The sequence below is a fragment of the Acidaminococcus sp. genome (assembly GCF_057597765.1).
Genome location: NZ_DBMBXK010000020.1, coordinates 1 through 19487, shown reverse-complemented (window position 1 = coordinate 19487; position 19487 = coordinate 1). Strand labels below are relative to the sequence as shown.

The 19487-nt window shown below is 55.7% G+C and carries 14 protein-coding genes and 1 rRNA gene; 13 read left to right on the top strand and 2 right to left on the bottom strand.

The features are described from left to right. Nucleotides 1-110: ribosomal RNA gene (rrf, locus tag ACZOF8_RS10035) — 5S ribosomal RNA — on the top strand; the annotation flags it as partial. 95 nt (nucleotides 111-205) lie between these two features. On the opposite strand, the gene ACZOF8_RS10030 is transcribed toward rrf, so the two are convergent. Beyond that, on the bottom strand, nucleotides 206-727 hold the full coding sequence (locus ACZOF8_RS10030) for a surface-adhesin E family protein (protein ID WP_022487070.1): 522 nt from the start codon (nucleotides 725-727) through the stop codon (nucleotides 206-208). Nucleotides 728-839: 112 nt separating this feature from the next. Here ACZOF8_RS10030 and ACZOF8_RS10025 point away from each other — a divergent pair, with 112 nt between their 5' ends. The 8 genes from ACZOF8_RS10025 to ACZOF8_RS09990 all read left to right on the top strand — a co-directional run bounded on the left by ACZOF8_RS10025 (nucleotide 840) and on the right by ACZOF8_RS09990 (nucleotide 12863). Beyond that, entirely contained in the window at nucleotides 840-2447 is a 1608-nt protein-coding gene (locus ACZOF8_RS10025) for an MBL fold metallo-hydrolase RNA specificity domain-containing protein (RefSeq protein ID WP_487426896.1), read from the top strand. A gap of 126 nt (nucleotides 2448-2573) precedes the next feature. Further along, the gene (gene typA / locus ACZOF8_RS10020; RefSeq protein ID WP_154488624.1) at nucleotides 2574-4394 is read left to right on the top strand and encodes a translational GTPase TypA; all 1821 of its coding nucleotides are present in this window, start codon (nucleotides 2574-2576) and stop codon (nucleotides 4392-4394) included. A 100-nt stretch (nucleotides 4395-4494) separates the two neighbouring features. After that, complete coding sequence (locus ACZOF8_RS10015; protein WP_279128416.1) at nucleotides 4495-4824, top strand: cell division protein SepF; 330 nt, start codon at nucleotides 4495-4497, stop codon at nucleotides 4822-4824. A 62-nt stretch (nucleotides 4825-4886) separates the two neighbouring features. After that, entirely contained in the window at nucleotides 4887-8303 is a 3417-nt protein-coding gene (locus ACZOF8_RS10010) for a DNA polymerase III subunit alpha (RefSeq protein ID WP_487426895.1), read from the top strand. A gap of 303 nt (nucleotides 8304-8606) precedes the next feature. Further along, nucleotides 8607-9398 carry an electron transfer flavoprotein subunit beta/FixA family protein gene (locus tag ACZOF8_RS10005; protein ID WP_022487064.1) on the top strand — a complete coding sequence of 264 codons (792 nt, stop codon included), beginning with the start codon at nucleotides 8607-8609 and terminating at the stop codon, nucleotides 9396-9398. 12 nt (nucleotides 9399-9410) lie between these two features. Further along, complete coding sequence (locus ACZOF8_RS10000) at nucleotides 9411-10433, top strand: electron transfer flavoprotein subunit alpha/FixB family protein (RefSeq protein WP_022487063.1); 1023 nt, start codon at nucleotides 9411-9413, stop codon at nucleotides 10431-10433. A 114-nt stretch (nucleotides 10434-10547) separates the two neighbouring features. Beyond that, the gene (gene pyk / locus ACZOF8_RS09995; protein ID WP_288311612.1) at nucleotides 10548-12296 is read left to right on the top strand and encodes a pyruvate kinase; all 1749 of its coding nucleotides are present in this window, start codon (nucleotides 10548-10550) and stop codon (nucleotides 12294-12296) included. Between the two features lie 207 nt (nucleotides 12297-12503). Further along, nucleotides 12504-12863 (top strand): four helix bundle protein, encoded by a 360-nt coding sequence (locus tag ACZOF8_RS09990; protein WP_154488622.1) that lies wholly within the window; start codon nucleotides 12504-12506, stop codon nucleotides 12861-12863. 301 nt (nucleotides 12864-13164) lie between these two features. Here the strand turns inward: ACZOF8_RS09990 and ACZOF8_RS09985 are convergent, their stop codons facing one another. After that, nucleotides 13165-14241 carry an acyltransferase gene (locus ACZOF8_RS09985; RefSeq protein ID WP_288311609.1) on the bottom strand — a complete coding sequence of 359 codons (1077 nt, stop codon included), beginning with the start codon at nucleotides 14239-14241 and terminating at the stop codon, nucleotides 13165-13167. Nucleotides 14242-14542: 301 nt separating this feature from the next. On the opposite strand from ACZOF8_RS09985, the gene ACZOF8_RS09980 reads away from it, so the two are divergent. The 4 genes from ACZOF8_RS09980 (at nucleotide 14543) to ACZOF8_RS09965 (ending at nucleotide 19158) form a co-directional block, all read left to right on the top strand. Continuing rightward, entirely contained in the window at nucleotides 14543-15103 is a 561-nt protein-coding gene (locus ACZOF8_RS09980; protein WP_487426892.1) for a hypothetical protein, read from the top strand. A gap of 404 nt (nucleotides 15104-15507) precedes the next feature. Further along, nucleotides 15508-16863, top strand: coding sequence for a Trk system potassium transporter TrkA (gene trkA, locus ACZOF8_RS09975; protein ID WP_154488620.1), 1356 nt, complete (start codon nucleotides 15508-15510; stop codon nucleotides 16861-16863). Nucleotides 16864-16878: 15 nt separating this feature from the next. Further along, nucleotides 16879-18321: a TrkH family potassium uptake protein gene (locus tag ACZOF8_RS09970; protein WP_487426891.1), complete on the top strand. Its 1443-nt coding sequence runs from the start codon at nucleotides 16879-16881 to the stop codon at nucleotides 18319-18321. A gap of 42 nt (nucleotides 18322-18363) precedes the next feature. Beyond that, nucleotides 18364-19158 carry a tyrosine-protein phosphatase gene (locus ACZOF8_RS09965; protein ID WP_481143888.1) on the top strand — a complete coding sequence of 265 codons (795 nt, stop codon included), beginning with the start codon at nucleotides 18364-18366 and terminating at the stop codon, nucleotides 19156-19158. Nucleotides 19159-19487: the final 329 nt, after the last annotated feature.

Genomic DNA, 19487 nt, shown 5'->3' with positions numbered 1-19487 from the left:
GCGATAGCTAAGGGGATCCACCTGTTCCCATGCCGAACACAGCAGTTAAGCCCTTATACGCCGAAAGTACTCGACTGGAAACGGTCCGGGAGGATAGGGAGTTGCCGGTTAGGAAAATTCCGCATCTGATGGATGCGGAATTTTTTTGTGTCAGCGGTTCGCTGACAGAAAGAAGGGGCTGTTGCGTTTGCAACAGCCCCTTCTTTCAATTATTCAGCAAATACCCTTTCAGCGCTTCACACAGCTCCATCCCCAACGTATTGGGACTCAATGGATACCAGGACTGGTCTTCTACTTTTTGCTTTCCCGTTTCATTCCCCAGCCCGTTGTAGGTGTACTGGACCAGATCGGATACCACCCGCAGCCGCACGTCGTATTTACTCTGGAGCAGGATGGTCCGGGTGGCGGTGCCCATGGCTCCTTTTCGCACCCATTTGTTCCAGATGGTCAGGATCCCGGTCTTTTCGTCGTACTGGATACTCCGGGAATCATAGTACACATCATAGCTGCTGTTGCTGCCCACCAGGGTCCAGGCCGCAGCTTCTTCCGTAGGAGGGGTGGGCAGGGCTTCCTCTGTCTTTTTTCCGGAGGGTGCAGGCTGCTTTGTATCATTTGCAACAGTAACTGCTGCTTTCGGCGAATCCTTTTTCTCTTCTTGGGCAAAAAGCAGGGAAGGAACCGACAGCAGAGAAACAAATAATAAAGGAAAGAACAGAGATTTTTTCATAATGTACACCCTTTCTGGTAAATCCATGGAACTATTGTACCACATCGTGTTATACTATAGGTAGTTTAACTGATGGATTAATTTGAAAACTTTTCTAAAGGAGGGACGCCTCATGAAAATCACCTTCCTGGGAGCGGACAAAATTGTCACCGGGTCCTGTCACCTGCTGGAAGTGAACGGAAAGAAGATCCTGCTGGACTGCGGCATGTTCCAGGGACCTAAGCTGATCCGGGAACTGAACCGGAAACCCTTCTCCTTCAACCCGGGAGAGATCGACGCGGTGATCCTCAGCCATGCCCATATCGACCACAGCGGCCTTCTGCCCAAACTGATCAAGGAAGGGTTCAAGGGGTTCATCCACTGCACCCCGGTTACCGAAGAACTGTGCCAGATCCTGCTCCCTGACTGCGGACACATCCAGGAATCCGATGCGGAAATCGCCACCCGGAAAGGTCTCCGGGCCGGGAAATCCGTGGTGGAACCCCTGTATACCGCCGACGACGCCTACCTGGCCCTGAAGCATTTCATTACCCATGACTATGATGAAGATGTGGAACTGTACCCGGGGATCACCTTCCGGTTCCGGGTGGCCGGCCATATTTTGGGCAGCGCCCTGGTGAACCTGATGATCGAGGAGAACGGGAAGAAGACCAAGCTGATCTTCACCGGGGACGTGGGCCAGCCCAATGTGCCCATCCTGGACGATCCTCATCAAATTTCCGGCGCCGATTTCATCATTACCGAATCAACCTACGGGAACCGGCTCCATGAACAGATCGACCGGGAAAAGGAACTGTGCGACGTGATGAAGGAAGCCCTCAGCCGGGGAGGCAACGTGATCATTCCCGCCTTTGCCGTAGGCCGTACCCAGGTGATGCTCTACTACTTCCAAAAACTTATGCACAGCGGCCAGCTGCCGGTGGTCCCCATTATGGTGGACAGCCCCATGGCCATCAAGGCCACCCAGGTGATGCAGTTCAACCCGGAAGAATATGATGAGGAAGCCCGGACCATTTTCCGGCAGCAGAAGGGGAAACTCATCGACATGCCCAATGTGAAGTACACGGAGACGGCGGCGGAATCCAAGGCCATCAACGACATGCCCAGCCCCATGATCATCATCTCCGCCAGCGGCATGGCCGATGCAGGCCGTGTGCTCCACCATCTGAAACACAACCTGTGGCGGAAGGATTCTTCCGTGATCTTTGCCGGGTATCAGGCGGAAGGCAGCCTGGGCCGGCGGCTCATCGACGGGGTCAAAAAGGTGAAGATCATGGGCGAAGACATTGTGGTGGGGGCCAAGATCTACAACCTGAGCGGTTTTTCCGCCCATGCGGACCGGAACCAGATGCTGGCCCTGTACAAGGGTATGGAGGAAAAGCCCAAGGCCTTCTTCGTGGTCCACGGGGAATACGATGCCGCCAGCTCCTTTGCCCACCTGCTGAATACGGAACTGGGCTGCGCCACCTACATCCCCAACTTCGGTGATTCCGCCATCATCGACGGCACCGACTGGCGGATCGAGGAAACCAAGGTGATCACCAGCGAACCGGCCATCCAGAACATGCGGGATTACCTGCGGAACTTCGAAAAGGATTATCTGGTGTACAAGGGCCGTCTGGAACAGCTCATCACCCACGATCCCCGCCGGATCCCCGATATCCGGGCCAAGATGGACAAGATCCGCAAATACATTGACGATGTGATGAAAACATTGTGACAGTATTTGACATCCAGAAGGGAAAAGAATATAATAGGAAAGTCGAAATGATGCAGTTTACTTTGAGGATGCTTCCAGACAAGCATCCTCTTGATTTATCTGGAAATAAGAGGGGATTGGGCTTTTATGATTAGAAATGATTTGCGTAACATTGCCATCATCGCTCACGTCGACCACGGTAAGACTACCCTGGTGGATGCCATGCTGAAGCAGAGCGGTGTATTCCGGGCCAACCAGCAGGTGCAGGAACGGGTCATGGACTCCAACGATCAGGAAAGAGAACGTGGGATCACCATCCTGGCCAAGAATACTTCCGTTATGCACGATGGCTGCAAGATCAACATCCTGGACACTCCGGGCCATGCTGACTTCGGCGGCGAAGTGGAACGGGTGCTGAACATGGTGGACGGCGTACTGCTGCTGGTAGACGCTTATGAAGGTCCCATGCCCCAGACCAAATACGTACTGCGGAAAGCCCTGGAACATCATCTGAAACCGGTGGTGGTCATCAACAAAATCGACCGTCCGGATCAGCGGGTGGAAGAAGTGGTGGACGAAGTCCTGGACCTGTTCATCGAACTGAACGCCAACGACGACCAACTGGATTTCCCGGTGGTCTATGCCTCCGCCAAGAAGGGCATTGCCAAGCTGTCCATGGATGACGAAAGCGACAACCTGGAACCTCTGTTCCGCACCATCATCAAAAGCATCCCCGCTCCTGACGTGGATGTGGATGCGCCGCTTCAGATGCTGGTCAACACCCTGGACCACGATGACTATGTGGGCCGGATCGTGGTGGGCCGTGTGGTCCGCGGCACCATCAAGAACGGCCAGAACGTGTGCCTGATGCATGATGACAAGCGCACCACCCAGAAGATCGGCCGTCTGTACACCTACGAAGGTCTGAAACGGGTGGAAGTGCCTGAAGCCAAAGCCGGGGACATCATTGCCCTGATCGGCCTGAGCACTGCTGAAATCGGCGACACCATTGCCGATGTGGACAACCCGGAACAGCTCCAGGGGATCAAGGTGGACGAACCCACCCTGTCCATGACCTTCTCCGTCAACGACAGCCCCTTTGCCGGCCAGGAAGGTGACTTCATCACCAGCCGCCATCTCCGTGACCGTCTGTACAAAGAAGTGGAAACCAACGTTTCCATGAAAGTGGAAGACACCGACAGCGCCGATACCTTCAAGGTGTCCGGCCGTGGGGAACTGCATCTGTCCGTGCTCATCGAAGCCATGCGCCGGGAAGGGTTCGAACTCCAGGTAGGGAAACCTACCGTAATCATGCACCGGGATGAAAACGGCAAGCTGCTGGAACCCATGGAAGCACTGACCATCGAAGTGCCCCAGGATTTCATGGGCCCTGTGATGGAAGGGCTGGGGATCCGGAAGGCTGAACTCCAGAACATGACCGAAGTGGCCGGCTACCTGCGGATGGACTTCATCATCCCTGCCCGGGGCCTGATCGGTTTCCGGAACCAGTTCCTCACCGACACCAAAGGCAACGGGATCATGAACCACGTGTTCGCCGGCTGGGGTGCCTACAAGGGCGATATCCCGGGCCGTACCCGGGGCAGCCTGGTGGCTTTCGAAGCCGGTACCACCACGGCTTACGGCATTGATAAATGCCAGGCCAGAGGCACCATGTACGTGAACCCTGGTGAAGAAGTGTACGAAGGGGAAATCGTCGGCGAAAACAGCCGGGAAGACGATATGGACGTGAACCCCTGCAAGAAGAAACACGTATCCAACATGCGTGCCGCCGGGAGCGACGACGCCGTCCGTCTGGTTCCGCCCCAGACCTTCTCTCTGGAAGGGGCCCTGGAACACATCAACGACGACGAAACCGTTGAAGTCACCCCCAAGAGCATCCGCATGAGAAAGAAGATCCTGTCCCGTCAGGAACGTTCCCGTCAAAGAGCACGGAACGCACGGGCATAAGAAAAAGTGGGACTGCTGCATTTGCAGCAGCCCCTCTTTTTTGCTTTCTCTTCCATTTTGGTGTAAAATAAAGAAATACAAAGAAGGGAGGGATGTGCTCATGTTTGCCAGTTTCAAATCGTCCAGATCTTCTGCATCCAGAACTCCGGCAGGGGAAAGTGAGAATCCCGGACTGACGCTCCTGGACACGCCCAACCTGGATCTGTGTCTGCGGACACCGGCCAGCCTGGAAGAAATCGTTGCCTACGGCAAGCTGATCCTGGAAGGCAAGGGCCTCCTTATGTGTCTCAACGACCTGCAGGAACCGGACAAGATACGGGCTCAGGACTACCTGGCCGGCGTAGCCTACACCATCGGAGCCACAGAAACCGAAGTCTCCCCGGAAGTGACCATGTATCTGCCGGGAGAAGTGAATACCATCAGAGGATAAGTCATTGACGATTGACCATTGACGGGGGCTGCAGCGCAGCCCCCTTTTTTAAAGGAGCACCCATGAACCAATTCGTCCATTTACATACCCATACCCAATACAGCCTCCTGGATGGGTCCTGCCGGATCCCGGAACTGGTCCAGTATGCCAGGGAGCTGGGGATGCCGGCCCTGGCCATTACGGACCATGGGGTCATGTACGGGGTCATTGAATTCTATCAGGAATGTGAGAAAGCCGGGATCAAACCCATCATCGGCTGCGAAGTGTACATCACTTCCGGATCCCATCTGGACAAAAGCCTGGAGACCCGGAGCAAACTGTACCATCTGATCCTTCTGGCGGAAAACCAGACCGGCTACCAGAACCTGATGAAGCTGGTGTCTATTGGGGAAGTGGAAGGGTTCTACTACAAGCCCCGGATCGATAAAGAGGTGCTCCGCCAGTACAGCGAAGGGCTCATCTGCCTGTCCGCCTGCATCGCCGGGGAAGTGCCCCGTCACATCCTCCGGGGAGAACTGGAAACCGCCGAAAAGACCATGCTGGAATACCTGGACATTTTCGGCCGGGACAACTATTTCCTGGAGATCCAGAACCACGGGCTTCCGGAAGAAGCCACCGTCCGCCAGGAACTCCACCGGCTGGCCAAAAAGCACAACATCCGGCTGGTGGCCACCAACGACCTTCACTATATCCACAAGGAAGACGCCGCCGGCCAGGACATCCTCCTGTGCATCCAGACCAACGCCCGGTACCTGGACCCTCAGCGGATGCGGTTCAACAACGATTCCTACTACCTGAAGAGCCGGGAAGAGATGGAAGCCCTGTTCCCGGAAGACCAGGAAGCCCTGGACAACACCCTGGAAATCGCCCGGCGTTGCAATGTGAAGCTGGAATTCGGCCATCTGCTCCTGCCGGAATTCCCTCTGCCTCCCGGGGAGACCATGGACGGCTACCTGCGGAAACTGTGCGAAGAGGGTTTTCCCTCCCGGTACCCGGATGACGACGGCACCGCCCGGAAACGGATGGAATACGAACTGGGAATCATCAAACAGATGGGCTATTCCGGTTACTTCCTCATTGTGTGGGATTTCATCAACTACAGCCGCCGCCACGACATCCCGGTGGGCCCAGGCAGAGGCAGCGCCGCCGGCAGTATCGTGGCCTACCTTACCGGCATCACCAGCATCGACCCGCTGAAGTACAACCTGATCTTTGAACGTTTCCTGAACCCGGAACGGGTGAGCATGCCCGATATCGATACGGATATCTGCTACGTGAAGCGCCACCTGGTGGTGGACTACCTGGCCCGGAAATACGGGGAAAGCCACGTGGCCCAGATCATCACCTTCGGGACCCTGGCCGCCAAAGCCGCCATCAAGGACGTGGGCCGGGCCATGGACATTCCTCTCAACGTGGTGAACCAGGTGAACAAACTGATCCCCAACACCCCGGGCACCACCCTGAAAGGGGCCCTGGAAGGGAGCCGGGAGCTCCGGGAACTCCGGGACCAGGATCCCAACATCGCCCAGCTGCTGGATTTTGCCCAGAAAGTGGAAGGGATGCCCCGGCACACCTCCACCCATGCGGCAGGAGTGGTGATCACCCCGGGGGAACTGACGGACTATGTGCCCCTCCAGATCACTTCCAGCAGCGACGACGAGCATGAATACATCTGCACCCAGTACGACAAGGACCGGTCTGAAAGCCTGGGGCTGCTGAAGATGGATCTTCTGGGTCTCCGGACCCTGACCGTCATCGACGATGCCCTGAAGATGATCAAACGGAACCAGGGGGTGGAGGTGGATATCCGGCACATCGACCTCCACGATCCCAAAACCTGCAAAATGCTCTGTATCGGGGATACAGCAGCGGTGTTCCAGATGGAAAGCGACGGCATGACCCGGCTTATGAAACAGCTGGCCCCGGAAGGCTTCGAAGACCTGATCCCCCTGGTGGCCCTGTACCGGCCCGGTCCCTTGGGCAGCGGCATGGCTGAAGACTTCATTGCCGGCCGGCACGGCAGACGCACCGCCCAGGTGCTCCATCCGCTTATGGAGCCCATTGTGGCGGATACCTACGGGGTCATCCTGTACCAGGAACAGGTGATGCAGATCGTATCCGCCCTGGGGGGCTTCACCCTGGGGGAAGCAGACATTCTCCGCCGGGCCATGGGGAAAAAGAAGGCCAAGCTCCTGGATTCCATGAAGGAAAAATTCCTGGAGGGAGCCCAGAAGCTCCACGGCATCAGCCGGGAACTGGGCGATAAGATCTTCGCCCTTCTGCAGCACTTCGCCGGCTACGGGTTCAACAAATCCCATTCCGCCGCCTATGCCCTGGTGGCCTATGAGACTGCCTGGCTGAAGGCCAACTACCCGGTGGAATACATGGCCGCCTTCCTGAACAGCATCATCACCGTGGCGGACAAGGTCAGCTGGTACATCGGAGTGTGCCGGGACATGGGTATCCAGGTGCTGCCTCCTGACATCAATACCAGTGAAGCCGGGTTCTCCGTGGACGGCCATACCATCCGGTTCGGCCTGGGGGCCATCAAAAGCGTAGGGGATGCGGCCGTGTCCGTGATCCTGGAGGAACGGGCGAAACGGGGGCTCTTCAAGGACTTCTTCGATTTTACCCGCCGGGTTGACCTGTCCAAGGTGAACAAGCGGGTGGTGGAAGCCCTGATCAAAAGCGGTTCCATGAACGGATTCGGCCTGCGCCGGAGCCAGCTGCTGGCCATTATGGACCCGGCCCTGGAAGCGGCGGCCAGTGAACAGCGGGACCGGATCACCGGCCAGCTGGGGCTTTTCGGGGAGGAGGACATTGCCAGTGCCAACACCATTCCTATCCCTAACCTGCCGGAAATCCCCAAAGAGGAGATCCTCCGGCTGGAACGGGAACTGATCGGGTTTTATGTGACCGGGCACCCTCTGGATGCCTACCGGAATGCCCTCCGGCGGCTGACGCCGCTCATCCGGTGCAGCGAGGAAAATTACAAGGACGGGGAACGGATCGCCGTAGGGGGCATCATCACCGATCTCCGGATCCGGTCCACCAAGAACGGGGACCGGATGGCCTCCTTTGTGCTGGAAGATCTGACCGGCAGCCTGGACGTGATCGCCTTTCCCCGGGCTTACGCCGCCAGCCGGGCCAACATCGACAAGGACCGGATCGTCATGGTCCAGGGGGTCTTGAAGCTGGACGAGGAACAGGCCCGGATCTTTGCCAACAAAGTGGAGCCCCTCCAGGAGGCGGCCAAAGAAGTCCATCTCCATATCGGCCCAGGGAAGAACACCCAGGCCGTTCAGCAGCAGCTGGAAGGGATCTTCGCCGCCTTCCACGGAAAGAACCCGGTGTACCTCCACGTGGCAGACACCAAAAAGGTCATCCGTACCAATCCCAGGTTCTGGGTGGACCTGGATGCCCCTGGCTTCTCCGAGGCCATAGAGCGGGTGCTGGGGAAGGGTAGTATGGAATTGTAGGGTGTTGCCTGGGCAACACCCTCTTTTTCATAAGCAATCCCTTATATTCACAGAAAATCCCCAATTATTTGTCCCACAATTCTGTAGAAATTTCCGTTACAGAACTTGCGTAGAATTATTCGTCAATTTAGAATTAAAGAGTAAAATGGAGAAAATCATACTATACAGATTGTATACAGGAGTTTACAAAATTTGAAAGGCTAGTCTGACAAGTTCCTGCAATCCCTTGCATACCGGGAACACACGTGTTACAATGGGGCTGTGTGGTTTTGAACTATATGATTTTTAGGAGGTCGCTTTGTAATGAACATCGTTGTATGTGTTAAACAGGTACCGGATACCGCTGAAATGAAGATCGATCCGGTTACCAACAACCTCGTCAGAGATGGTGTAACCAATATTATGAACCCCTATGACCAGTATGCTCTGGAAACGGCTCTGCAGCTGAAAGACGAACTGGGTGCTCATGTAACTGTCATCACCATGGGACCGCCCCATGCTGAATCCGTCCTGAGAGACTGCCTGGCTGTTGGCGCTGATGAAGCCAAACTGGTCAGCGACAGAGCTTTCGGCGGTGCTGATACCCTGGCTACTTCCGCAGCCATGGCCAACACCATCAAACATTTCGGCATTCCTGATCTGATCCTCTGCGGCCGTCAGGCAATCGATGGGGATACTGCCCAGGTTGGTCCTGAAATCGCTGAACATCTGGATCTGCCCCAGGTTACCGCTGCTCTGAAGGTTCAGGTCAAAGATGACACCGTCGTGGTTGACAGAGACAACGAACAGATGTCCATGACCTTCACCATGAAGATGCCCTGCGTAGTAACCGTAATGCGCAGCAAGGATCTTCGTTTTGCCAGCATCAGAGGCAAAATGAAAGCCAGAAAGGCTGAAATCCCTGTTTACACCGCCGCTGCCCTGGAAATCCCTCTGGACATCATCGGCAAGGCCGGCTCTCCGACTCAGGTTATGAAGAGCTTCACTCCGAAAGTGACCCAGGTACACGGCGAAATCTTCGACGATGAAGATCCTGCTGTTGCAGTCGATAAGTTGGTTAACAAACTGATCGAAGACAAGATTATTACGAAGTGAGGTTGGGTATAAATGGCTAACACGAAAGGTTTAAAGACCGGTAACGAAAAAGATTTATGGGTCTATGTTGAACATTACAAAGGCGAACCTGTCCATGTTGTATATGAACTGCTGGGTGAATGCCGGAAACTGGCTGACAAATGCAACCAGAAACTGGCTGCTGTCCTAATCACTGACGATGCCAAAGACGTTCCGTCCAAACTGATTGCCCGGGGCGCTGATCTGGTCTATGTGTGCCAGGATCCTGCTTTCAAATATTATTCCACTGACGAATACACCAATGCTTTCTGCGAAATGATCGATGCTTACCAGCCCTCCGCTGTATTCATCGGTGCCACCAACGACGGCCGTGACCTGGGGCCCCGTATCGCTGCCCGGGTGAACACTGGTCTGTGCGCAGACTGCACCATCCTGGACGCTGAAGAAGACGGCCTGATCGAATGGACCCGTCCTGCTGCCGGTGGTAACATCATGGCTACCATCCTGTGCAAAGAACATCGTCCTCAGATGGGTACCGTTCGTCCCAAGACCTTCAAGGCTATGGAACCCGATGCTTCCCGTACCGGCGAAGTAATCAACTACACCCTGAAGAACCATGTGGATGACCGGGTAACCTGCATCCGCAGAGAAGAAGTGGTCAGCGAAGGGGAAATGGCCATCGACGATGCACCGTTCGTATGCTCCGGCGGCCGCGGCATGAAAGCCAAAGAAAACTTCTCCCTGCTGTATGACCTGGCCCATGTACTGGGCGGCGCCGTAGGCGGCAGCCGTGCTGCAGTGGATGAAGGGTTCATCGAACATCCTCGGCAAGTGGGTCAGTCCGGTAAAACCGTTACCCCGAAGATTTACTTCGCCTGCGGTATTTCCGGTTCTGTACAGCACAAAGCCGGCATGAGCAAATCCGATACCATTGTCTGCATCAACAAGGATCCGGACGCTCCTATGTTCGAGATCTCCAAATATGGTATCGTTGGCGATGCTCTGAAGATTCTGCCTCTGCTGACTGCAAAGATCAAAGCCTTCAAAGAATCCTAATTTTACAAACGGAACTGAAAAGTCCGGGCTTATTACAAGTCCGGACTTTTTTTGGAAAAAGTACATGATGCTTTTCCCGGAACCATCATGGATATTTCAGAGGGGGAACATTTCATGAAGAAAACGAAAATCATCTGCACCCTGGGACCGGCCACCGACAAAAAAGACCTGCTGGTGGATATGATCAAATCCGGCATGGACCTGGCCCGGTTCAACTTCTCCCATGGCTCTCACAGCGAATGTGAAGCCCGGCTGAACCTGCTGAAAGAAGCGGAAAAGGAAGCAGGCCGGCTGGTAGGGTATGTGGCGGATACCAAAGGTCCGGAAATGCGCCTGGGGCTGTTCAAGGGGGACAAGACCACCCTGGTGCCCGGCCACGAATTCACCCTGACCATCGACGATGTGGAAGGGACTGCGGAAAAGGCCCATGTGAACTATAAGGGCCTGCCGGAAGAAGTGAAGCGGGGGGACACCATCCTCCTGAACGACGGGAAACTGTCCCTGGAAGTCCAGTCTACCACAGACCGGGAAATCCACACCCTCGTGGTGAACGGCGGGGAAATCTCCTCCCGGAAACGGGTGGCCGTCCCCGGAGCCTTCCTGAAACTGCCCTTCCTGTCCGATGCGGATGTTTCCGACATTACCTTTGCGGCCCAGCACGGCATGACCTATGTGGCTGCCTCCTTTGTCCGGAATGCCCACGACGCCATGGAAATCCGCCGTCTCCTGGAAAAACTGGGGTCCCCCATGGGGATCATCGCCAAGATCGAAAACCAGGAAGGGGTGGACAACATCGACGAAATCCTCCAGGTGGTGGATGGAGTCATGGTGGCCCGTGGGGACCTGGGGGTGGAAATCCCCATGGAAGACGTGCCCATTGTCCAGAAGCAGATCATTGCCAAATGCAACGCCCTGGGCAAGCCGGTGGTCACTGCCACCCAGATGCTGGAAAGCATGATTACCAACTACCGGGCCACCCGGGCAGAAGCCAACGATATTGCCAACTCCATCTTTGACGGCACCGACGCCATTATGCTCAGCGGGGAAACCGCCTCCGGGGCTTATCCTCTGGAAGCCGTCCAGACCATGGCCCGGATCGCCAAACGGACGGAAGAAGCCATCGACTATGTAGGGGTGTTCCAGCACAAGGGCATCGGGGCCCAGGTCCAGATGACCGACGCCATCAGCCACGCCACCGTCCAGATTGCCCAGGAACTGGAAGCCAACGCCATCATGTCCATTACCGAAAGCGGCTACACCGCCCGTATGGTGGCCAAATACCGTCCCAAAGCCCATGTGCTGGGGGTTTCTCCCAAAGAGGAAAGCCTGCGGCGGATGAACCTGTACTGGGGCGTGACCCCCCTGAAAGGGGAAAACAAAGCCAGTACCGATGCCCTGATCGAAGCGTCCCTGAAGAACGCCTTGGATGCAGGGTTGATCAAGAAAGGGGATTCCCTGGTGGTCACCGCCGGCATGAACGTGGGCAAAGTGGGCAGCACCAACCTGATCCAGGTGGTCAATGTAGGCCAGAAGATCGTATCTGGCCAGGGCATCGGCAAGAAAGCCGCCAGTGGCATTGTCCTGCGGGTGGAAAAGAAAGCAGACCTGGACCAGTTCAAACCGGGCATGATCCTGGCCGTAGCCGCCCTGGAAAATGAAATGGGCACCTGTGCCGCCCAGGCCGGAGGCATCATTGCCGAAGAAGGCGGCTTCACCTCCCCGGCTGCCATCATCGGCATCAACTACGGCATCCCGGTGATCGTAGGAGCCAAAGGAGCCATGGAAGCCCTGGAAACCGGGGACCTGGTGACTTTGGATGTGACCACAGGGAGTGTGTATGCGGGGAAGATTAATGTGAAGTAAGCCCTGCGGTGCAGGGCTTACCAGTCGGAAGTCGGGAGTCTGAAGTCGGAAACCTCAGGACAAATTTGCAGGCAAATTTTTTGAAGATGTCAACCAGTATCGTGGAGAGAAAGCAGACCTGGTTGCTACTAATATGGTCATCCAGGTCTGCATAACTCCCGATTATTCCAAAGAAAATGAATAAAGGGATGCAGCAGGAGTTACAATATGGAATATTTGCATAAAAAACTGATTGTATGGCAGAAAAGTATGCAGCTGGCCAATTGCATTTACGACGTTACAGAAACTTATCCATCAAAAGAAAACCTTGGCTTGATCAATCAGATGAGACGGGCAGCCGTTTCTATTCCCAGTAATATTGCAGAAGGAAGAGCACGCAGCAGTGACAAGGATTTTATTCGTTTTTTGCTGATTGCCAGAGGCTCCTGTGCTGAATTGGATACACAAATTCTGCTCAGTGAAGCCAGAGGGTATCTGACAAAGGAGAAAAGAGATAAAGTCTGCAGTCTGTGTGTTGAAGTAAGCAGATGCCTGACTGGATTAATTGAAAGTTTAAAACAAAAATAAAGGGGCTGTTGCACGTTCTGTGCAACAGCCCCTAGCTATAGAGCCGCGTAGCGGCTCAAGTCTGGAGTCTGAAGTCTGGAGCCGAATGTAAAATTTGCACGCAAATTTTTGAATATGCAGAACCCTTAGACGAAATGATCACTCAGATTGATTTCGATTCTGGTTTTATATAATCAAAAGGACCCGTCCAGCCAGGCGGGTCCTGTCCTGAGGCTTCCGACTTCAGACTTCTGACTTCCGACTACAGGGCTGTTGCACATATATTTTTTATGTGCAACAGCTCCTGTCCAGAAGCTCCCGACTATCGCTGTCTCCACCGATGCCATATCTCCGCACATCCCCAGGACAGCAGCAGCACTGCCAGATAGAACGCTTCCATGGGAACATGCTGCATCCCAACGGTCCGGTTCAATACATTTTCCAGCTGATCGATGAACACCGGGTGGATCAGGTAGATGATGAAGGAACGATCGCTCATGCCCTTCAGGGCTTTTTTCAGAGGATAGCGGCCGCTTTGGATCACCATGCTGAAAAAGAGTACGGAAGCAATGGTGTAGACCAGCCCCGGCAGACTCAACTGCTGAAGGTAGTTTACCGTGCTTTCATAGGGCATCTGCCATTTGAAGGTCCACCGGTAAAAAAGCCAGGTGTTGAGCCCGGCGCTGGCGGCAAAGAACGCCGTCAGCAGGGCCTTTTGTCGGGTGATCAGCTGCTGGAAGCTGTCATAATGCCGGGCAATCACCCCGCCCAGCATAAAGATGAACAGATAGAAAAACGGGAAATAGTTCAGCCGGTAATTGCACAGATTCAGCAGGGCCGGGCTGGAAGCAATCCATTCCGGATAGGTCCAGAACCGGAAATTTCCCTCAAACAGCAGCACCTGGGCGGCAAAGAGCAGAGGCAGTGCCAGCTTCAAGCCGATTTTTTCCATTCCTCTCATCAGGGCCCGCCACAGAGGGAACAGCAGGTAGAACCAAATCAGGATTACCAGGAAATAGATGTGGTACTGGGCAGTGCCGAAGAACAGGGAAAACAGGATGTTGAAAGGATCCAGCACGCTCATGTCCCGGTTCAAAAAGGCGTAGTAGCACAGGTACAGCAGGGACGCCAGCAGATAGGGACGGCCGATGCTTTTCATCCGTTTCTTCACAAAGCTCCCATACCGGAGGGGCTGCTCCAGAGGCTTGCTGTAGAACAGCCCGTAGCCGGAGATGAAAAAGAAGGCCGGTACGCTGTAGCGGCTCAGGATGTTGGTGATGAGCACCAGAAACGGGGAAGCCACGGCGTCGCTGACCGCCATGCTCCCCACATGGATGGCAATGACCCCCAGCATGCAGATGCCCCGGAGGTTGTCGAATACAAGATTGCGCTGTTTCACAGAAAGCTCCTTTGCAGGTTTACAGGAATATGGGGTACGCAGGATCGGTCCCTGCAGTATTGAAATGAATCTATCCTATCTATTATAATGACCGCCAACGGGATTCTCAACCCTCATTTTGTGAGCACTAGGGTTTTACATCTTCAAAGGAACCTGGCCAGGGGACAGGTTCTATCCAGAGGCTTCCGACTCCAGACTTCCGACTTCCGACTATTGAACACCGTCCGTCTTGCCTTTTTTCGTCCGGCTGATTACAATAAGTTCAGAATATCTGCACATACCCTGAAAGGAGCCGATTACTTTGTCCCATTCCATCCGTCTATTGGTTCGGGGAGCCCTGCTTCTGGCCATTGGGGTGCTCAGTCAGCAGCTGCGGCTGGTGCTGCCTTTGCCGGTGCCGGTGATGACCCTGCTTATCGGAACCCTGGTGAACGCCACGCTGGTGCTGGCTGGCCGGTTCACCACCCGGGTGCTGGCCTGGACCATCTGCTGGGCGCTGGCCATAATCGCCTTTTTCCAGGGGCACATCCTGGGCCCGGTGGTGCCGGTGATCGCCCTGGGCAACGGCATGTATGTGGAACTGACCCGGGGAGCCGCCCGGGGGCCGGCTCTGTACCTGGGGGCCCCTCTGGGGAAGACCCTGGTCCTGGGCATCGGCATGGTGGGGGCTCTCCATCTGCTTCAGCTGCCCTGGGGGGCCGTTGCCAAAACCCTGGCCCTGTTCCTGCCCCTGCAATTGGCCACCGGGGTCCTGGGCCTGATGCTGGCCAAAGGGGTGGAACAGCGGCTCCAGCCCGTCCGGCCCCCGGTACAGCCCCGGACCAAAGCCCGGAACAGCCGGAAAAAAAGAAAAAAGTTATAGAAGATATTGTATGGAATGTAACAAAACTGTGGATTTTTTTCGGCGGCTGGTGTATAGTAGAGGATATTAACAAAGGGCCCTCCGGGCGGCCGGGGAAGGGCGGGCCTGTGGCACGCCCCTACGCCGTTGCGAGCGGTTGTTGGGACAGTTTGCCGATGGTCTGACCCCAACGCCCGTAGGGGCTCGCCAAAGGCAAGCCCGTTCCGGCCTCCCGGAGGGAAATCTGTTCTCAGCCAAACGCAGCAGCGTTTCTGGATTTAGCGGGCCTCCCAGCGTGAGGCCCCTACGGTTTTTATACGCTCATAAGAACTTGGACGAAGGACAAGTTCTGTCCAGGGGCCCGAGACTCGAGGACCCGAGACCCGAGACCAGGGGCGCCAGCCCCTTACAAAAGGAGTTCAATCATGCAAATCATAGTTGTAGGGTGCGGCAAAGTGGGGCGGAGCATCATTTCCCAGCTCACCCAGGAAGACAACAACGTTACCGTCATCGACACCAACCCCACCATCATCCGGAACATTTCCACCAATTACGATGTAATGGGGATCGTAGGCAACGGTTCCAGTTTCAACATCCTGGCCAAAGCGGACTTGGAACATACGGACATGCTCATTGCCGTCACCGAAAGCGACGAGGTGAACCTGCTTACCTGCGTCATTGCCAAACTGAACAACCACCAGTGCCACACCATCGCCCGGGTCCGCAGCCCCCATTATTCCGACGAACGCCACTACCTCCAGAAGGGCCTGAACCTGTCCATGACCATCAATCCGGAAATGGAAGCCGCCAAGGAAATCTCCCGGCTGCTGAACTTTCCCTCCGCCATTGAGATCGTCAGCTTCGCCAAAGACCGGATCGACATGCTCCGGTTCCGGGTACCCCAGTCTTCCGTGCTCATCGGCCGGTCCCTGAAGGACATTGCCGACCTGACTGAGAACGTCCTGGTGTGCATCATCGAACGGAACAGCAACATCCTGGTCCCGGACGGGAACACGGTGATCCAGGAAGGGGACATCCTGACCATCATCGCCATGCCCCGGGATGCCCAGGCCTTCTTCAAGAAAATCGGCGTCCGCACCAACAAATGCAAAAACGTGATGATCGTAGGGGGCGGCCAGCTCAGCTATTACCTGGCCAAAATGCTCCTGAAGAGCCACACGGACGTGACCATCATCGAACGGGATATGGCCCGGTGCGAAGAACTGGTGGAAGCCCTGCCCGGGGCCACCATCGATTGCGGGGACGGCACCGAAGAAGAACTGCTGAAGGAAGAGCATCTGGAAAGCATGGACGGCTTCGTGGCCTGCACCGGCATGGACGAAGTGAACGCCATCCTGTCCCTGTATGCCATGAAGCATGTGACCAAGAAAGTGGTTACCAAGGTGAACCATGTGGACTTCGGGGACGTGATCGAAGGGCTCCAGCTGGACAGCATCGTCAACCCCAAACAGCTTACTGCCCAGCAGATCGTCCAGTATGTCCGGGCTGCCGGCAACAGCATGGAATCCAACGTGGAAACCCTGTACCGGCTCATGAACGGACGGGTGGAGGCCCTGGAATTTCTCCTGGACAAAAAATCTCCTTTGATTGGGCCCAAACTGGCGGAAATGAAGATCAAGAAGAACGTGCTGATCGCCGGCATCGTCCGGGAAGGGAAGCTGATCATTCCCGGTGGCCAGGACGCCTTCCAGGTGGGGGATACGGTGATCGTGGTCACCACCCATCTGGGCTTCCACGATATGGAAAACATCCTGGAATAAAGGAGACGGAGCTGTATGAATTATCCTGTGATCGGGCAGGTGCTCAGCTGGATCCTCTGTACCGAGGGGGCCCTGATGCTGCTGCCCTGCATCATTTCCCTCATTTATCGGGAAGACCAGGGAATGATCTATTTCGCCCTGGCCATCCTGGCCATTGCCCTGGGGTACTTTACCGGCCGGCGGAAGGTGAAAAACAAGGCCATCTACCAGCGGGAAGGGTTCGTGGCCGTGGGCCTGTCCTGGGTCCTCCTGAGCCTCTACGGAGCCATTCCCTTTGTGCTCACCGGAGAGATCCCCTGCTATGTGGATGCAGTGTTTGAAATCGTTTCCGGGTTCACCACCACCGGATCCTCCATCCTCAGCGATGTGGAGGCCCTGTCCCATACCTCCCTGTTCTGGCGGAGCTTTTCCCACTGGATCGGGGGCATGGGGGTGCTGGTGTTCATCCTGATGCTGATCCCCACAAATAGGGGCGGCACCCAGATGAACCTGATGAAGGCGGAAAGCCCGGGCCCGGACGTGTCCAAATTCGTGCCCCGGGTGCGGAACACCGCCATTGTGCTCTACAAGATCTACCTGGGTATGACCCTCATTATGATCGCCCTGCTGGCCCTTACCGGCATGAACTGGTTCCATAACCTGTGCATCACCTTCGGCACCGCCGGCACCGGGGGCTTCGGCATCATCAATGACAGCTGCGCCAGCTACACCCCCATCCAGCAGTGGATCATCACCCTGTTCATGATCGCCTTCGGGGTGAACTTCGGCTTCTATTATCTGTTCCTGATCACCCGCTTCAAGGAAGCCTTTGCCATGGAAGAAGTCCGGGCTTACCTTGGCATCATCCTGGCCTCCGGCCTGGCCATTGCCTGGCAGATCCGGGACCGGTTCGAGACCCTGGAGGAAGCCCTCCGGGCCGCCTTCTTCCAGGTGGGGAGCATCATGACCACCACCGGCTACAGCAGCGTGGATTTCGACCTGTGGCCCAGCTTCTCCAAATGCATCCTGGTCCTTTTGATGATTGTGGGGGCCTGCGCCGGCAGCACCGGCGGCGGGGTGAAGGTAAGCCGGGTGGTGCTCACCTGCAAATCCATCTTCCTGGAACTGGGCCAGGTGCTCCATCCCCATGGGGTCCAGCGGATGCGTATGGACGGGAAGACCGTGGACAGCAAAATGCTCAATTCCATCTACATCTTCCTTACCACCTATTTCCTGATCTTCTTTCTGTCCGTACTGGCCGTCAGCCTGGACGGGTTCAATTTTGAGACCAACTTCACCGCCGTGGCCGCCACCTTGAACAACATCGGTCCCGGCCTGGCCGGAGTAGGCCCCACCCGGAACTTCTATGCATACAGCCACTTGTCCAAACTGATCCTGATCTTTGACATGCTGGCCGGCAGACTGGAACTGCTGCCCATGCTGATCCTGTTCTATCCCAGAACCTGGACGAAAAATTAAGGGTCTGCTGCAGGGCAGCAGACCTGTAACGAGGTATCAACCATGTTCGATCTTCACTCTCACATCCTGTACAACATCCCCGGGGACGACGGTTCCCGGGACCTTTCCATGTCCCTGGCCATGCTGCGCCAGGCGGCGGAGGCGGGGACCGGGGAGCTTTTTGCCACCCCCCATTTCCACCGCCATGGCATCTGCCCGGACTGGGATACCATCACGGAACGGCTGTCCCAGCTCCAGCAGGCTGCGGACGAGGCCCGGATCCCCATCCGCCTCCATCCAGGGGCCGAGGTGAGCCTGGATGCAGACACCCTCAACTACCTTCCCGGACCCGGGGTAAGCAAAGCCTACTGCCTGGCCGGCACCGCCTACCTTCTGGTGGAACTGCTGCCCACCGCCGCTCCCCTGGAAACCTGGAACCTGCTGTACCAGCTCCAGCTTCGGGGCTATCTGCCCATCCTGGCCCATCCGGAACGGTACCGGCACATTATGTCCCATCCCGATGCGGTCCGCCAGTGGGTGGAGAAGGGGATCCTGCTCCAGAGCAACTGGGGCAGCTTCACCGGGGATTTCGGAGAATCCGCCCTCCGCAGCGTCCATTGGCTCTTGGACCGGGGGATGATCCACTTCCTGGGCAGCGATGCCCATCGGACCGACTGGCGGAATCCCGACACCCGGAAGGCCCGGGAAGCCGTCCTTGCCCTGGCCGGGGGGACGGATTTCCTGGCCTCCTGCGATGGCCACAGCCGGCTCCTGACCCAGGGGAAGGTGTTCTACCCCGACCCGCCTCACGAGCCCCCACGGAAAAAACGGGGGTTCTGGGCAAAAATTTTTGGCTGAATCCTATTCAGGGAGGATTTTTACCCACTGTTTTTTGTACAATAAAAGCAGATGGAAAACTTCCCCTCCCTGGTGAAAAAAGCAACAAAATACACCTAAAAATCATCAATTCTCGATTAAAATTCACCTGGTTTTCAAATTTGTTGAATTTGAGTTGCAGACGGTCCATTCTTTTGCTATACTACTATATATCTAATTATACGGAAGTATATGGTATATTGGACAGTTGCAGTCAAGTCCATATTTGTGTGTAAATTTCCTTTAGGTATTCAAAACACTATGCTGCCGCCATATTTTGCTGCCGGATAGCGGCTCTTCTCAGTTCAGAC

Excerpts from the sequence above, each read along its gene's own strand:
- ACZOF8_RS10030 (WP_022487070.1), bottom strand. The coding sequence starts at position 727 with ATGAAAAAATCTCTGTTCTTTCCTTTATTATTTGTTTCTCTGCTGTCG.
- ACZOF8_RS10025 (WP_487426896.1), top strand. The coding sequence starts at position 840 with ATGAAAATCACCTTCCTGGGAGCGGACAAAATTGTCACCGGGTCCTGT.
- typA (WP_154488624.1), top strand. The coding sequence starts at position 2,574 with ATGATTAGAAATGATTTGCGTAACATTGCCATCATCGCTCACGTCGAC.
- ACZOF8_RS10015 (WP_279128416.1), top strand. The coding sequence starts at position 4,495 with ATGTTTGCCAGTTTCAAATCGTCCAGATCTTCTGCATCCAGAACTCCG.
- ACZOF8_RS10010 (WP_487426895.1), top strand. The coding sequence starts at position 4,887 with ATGAACCAATTCGTCCATTTACATACCCATACCCAATACAGCCTCCTG.
- ACZOF8_RS10005 (WP_022487064.1), top strand. The coding sequence starts at position 8,607 with ATGAACATCGTTGTATGTGTTAAACAGGTACCGGATACCGCTGAAATG.
- ACZOF8_RS10000 (WP_022487063.1), top strand. The coding sequence starts at position 9,411 with ATGGCTAACACGAAAGGTTTAAAGACCGGTAACGAAAAAGATTTATGG.
- pyk (WP_288311612.1), top strand. The coding sequence starts at position 10,548 with ATGAAGAAAACGAAAATCATCTGCACCCTGGGACCGGCCACCGACAAA.
- ACZOF8_RS09990 (WP_154488622.1), top strand. The coding sequence starts at position 12,504 with ATGGAATATTTGCATAAAAAACTGATTGTATGGCAGAAAAGTATGCAG.
- trkA (WP_154488620.1), top strand. The coding sequence starts at position 15,508 with ATGCAAATCATAGTTGTAGGGTGCGGCAAAGTGGGGCGGAGCATCATT.
- ACZOF8_RS09970 (WP_487426891.1), top strand. The coding sequence starts at position 16,879 with ATGAATTATCCTGTGATCGGGCAGGTGCTCAGCTGGATCCTCTGTACC.
- ACZOF8_RS09965 (WP_481143888.1), top strand. The coding sequence starts at position 18,364 with ATGTTCGATCTTCACTCTCACATCCTGTACAACATCCCCGGGGACGAC.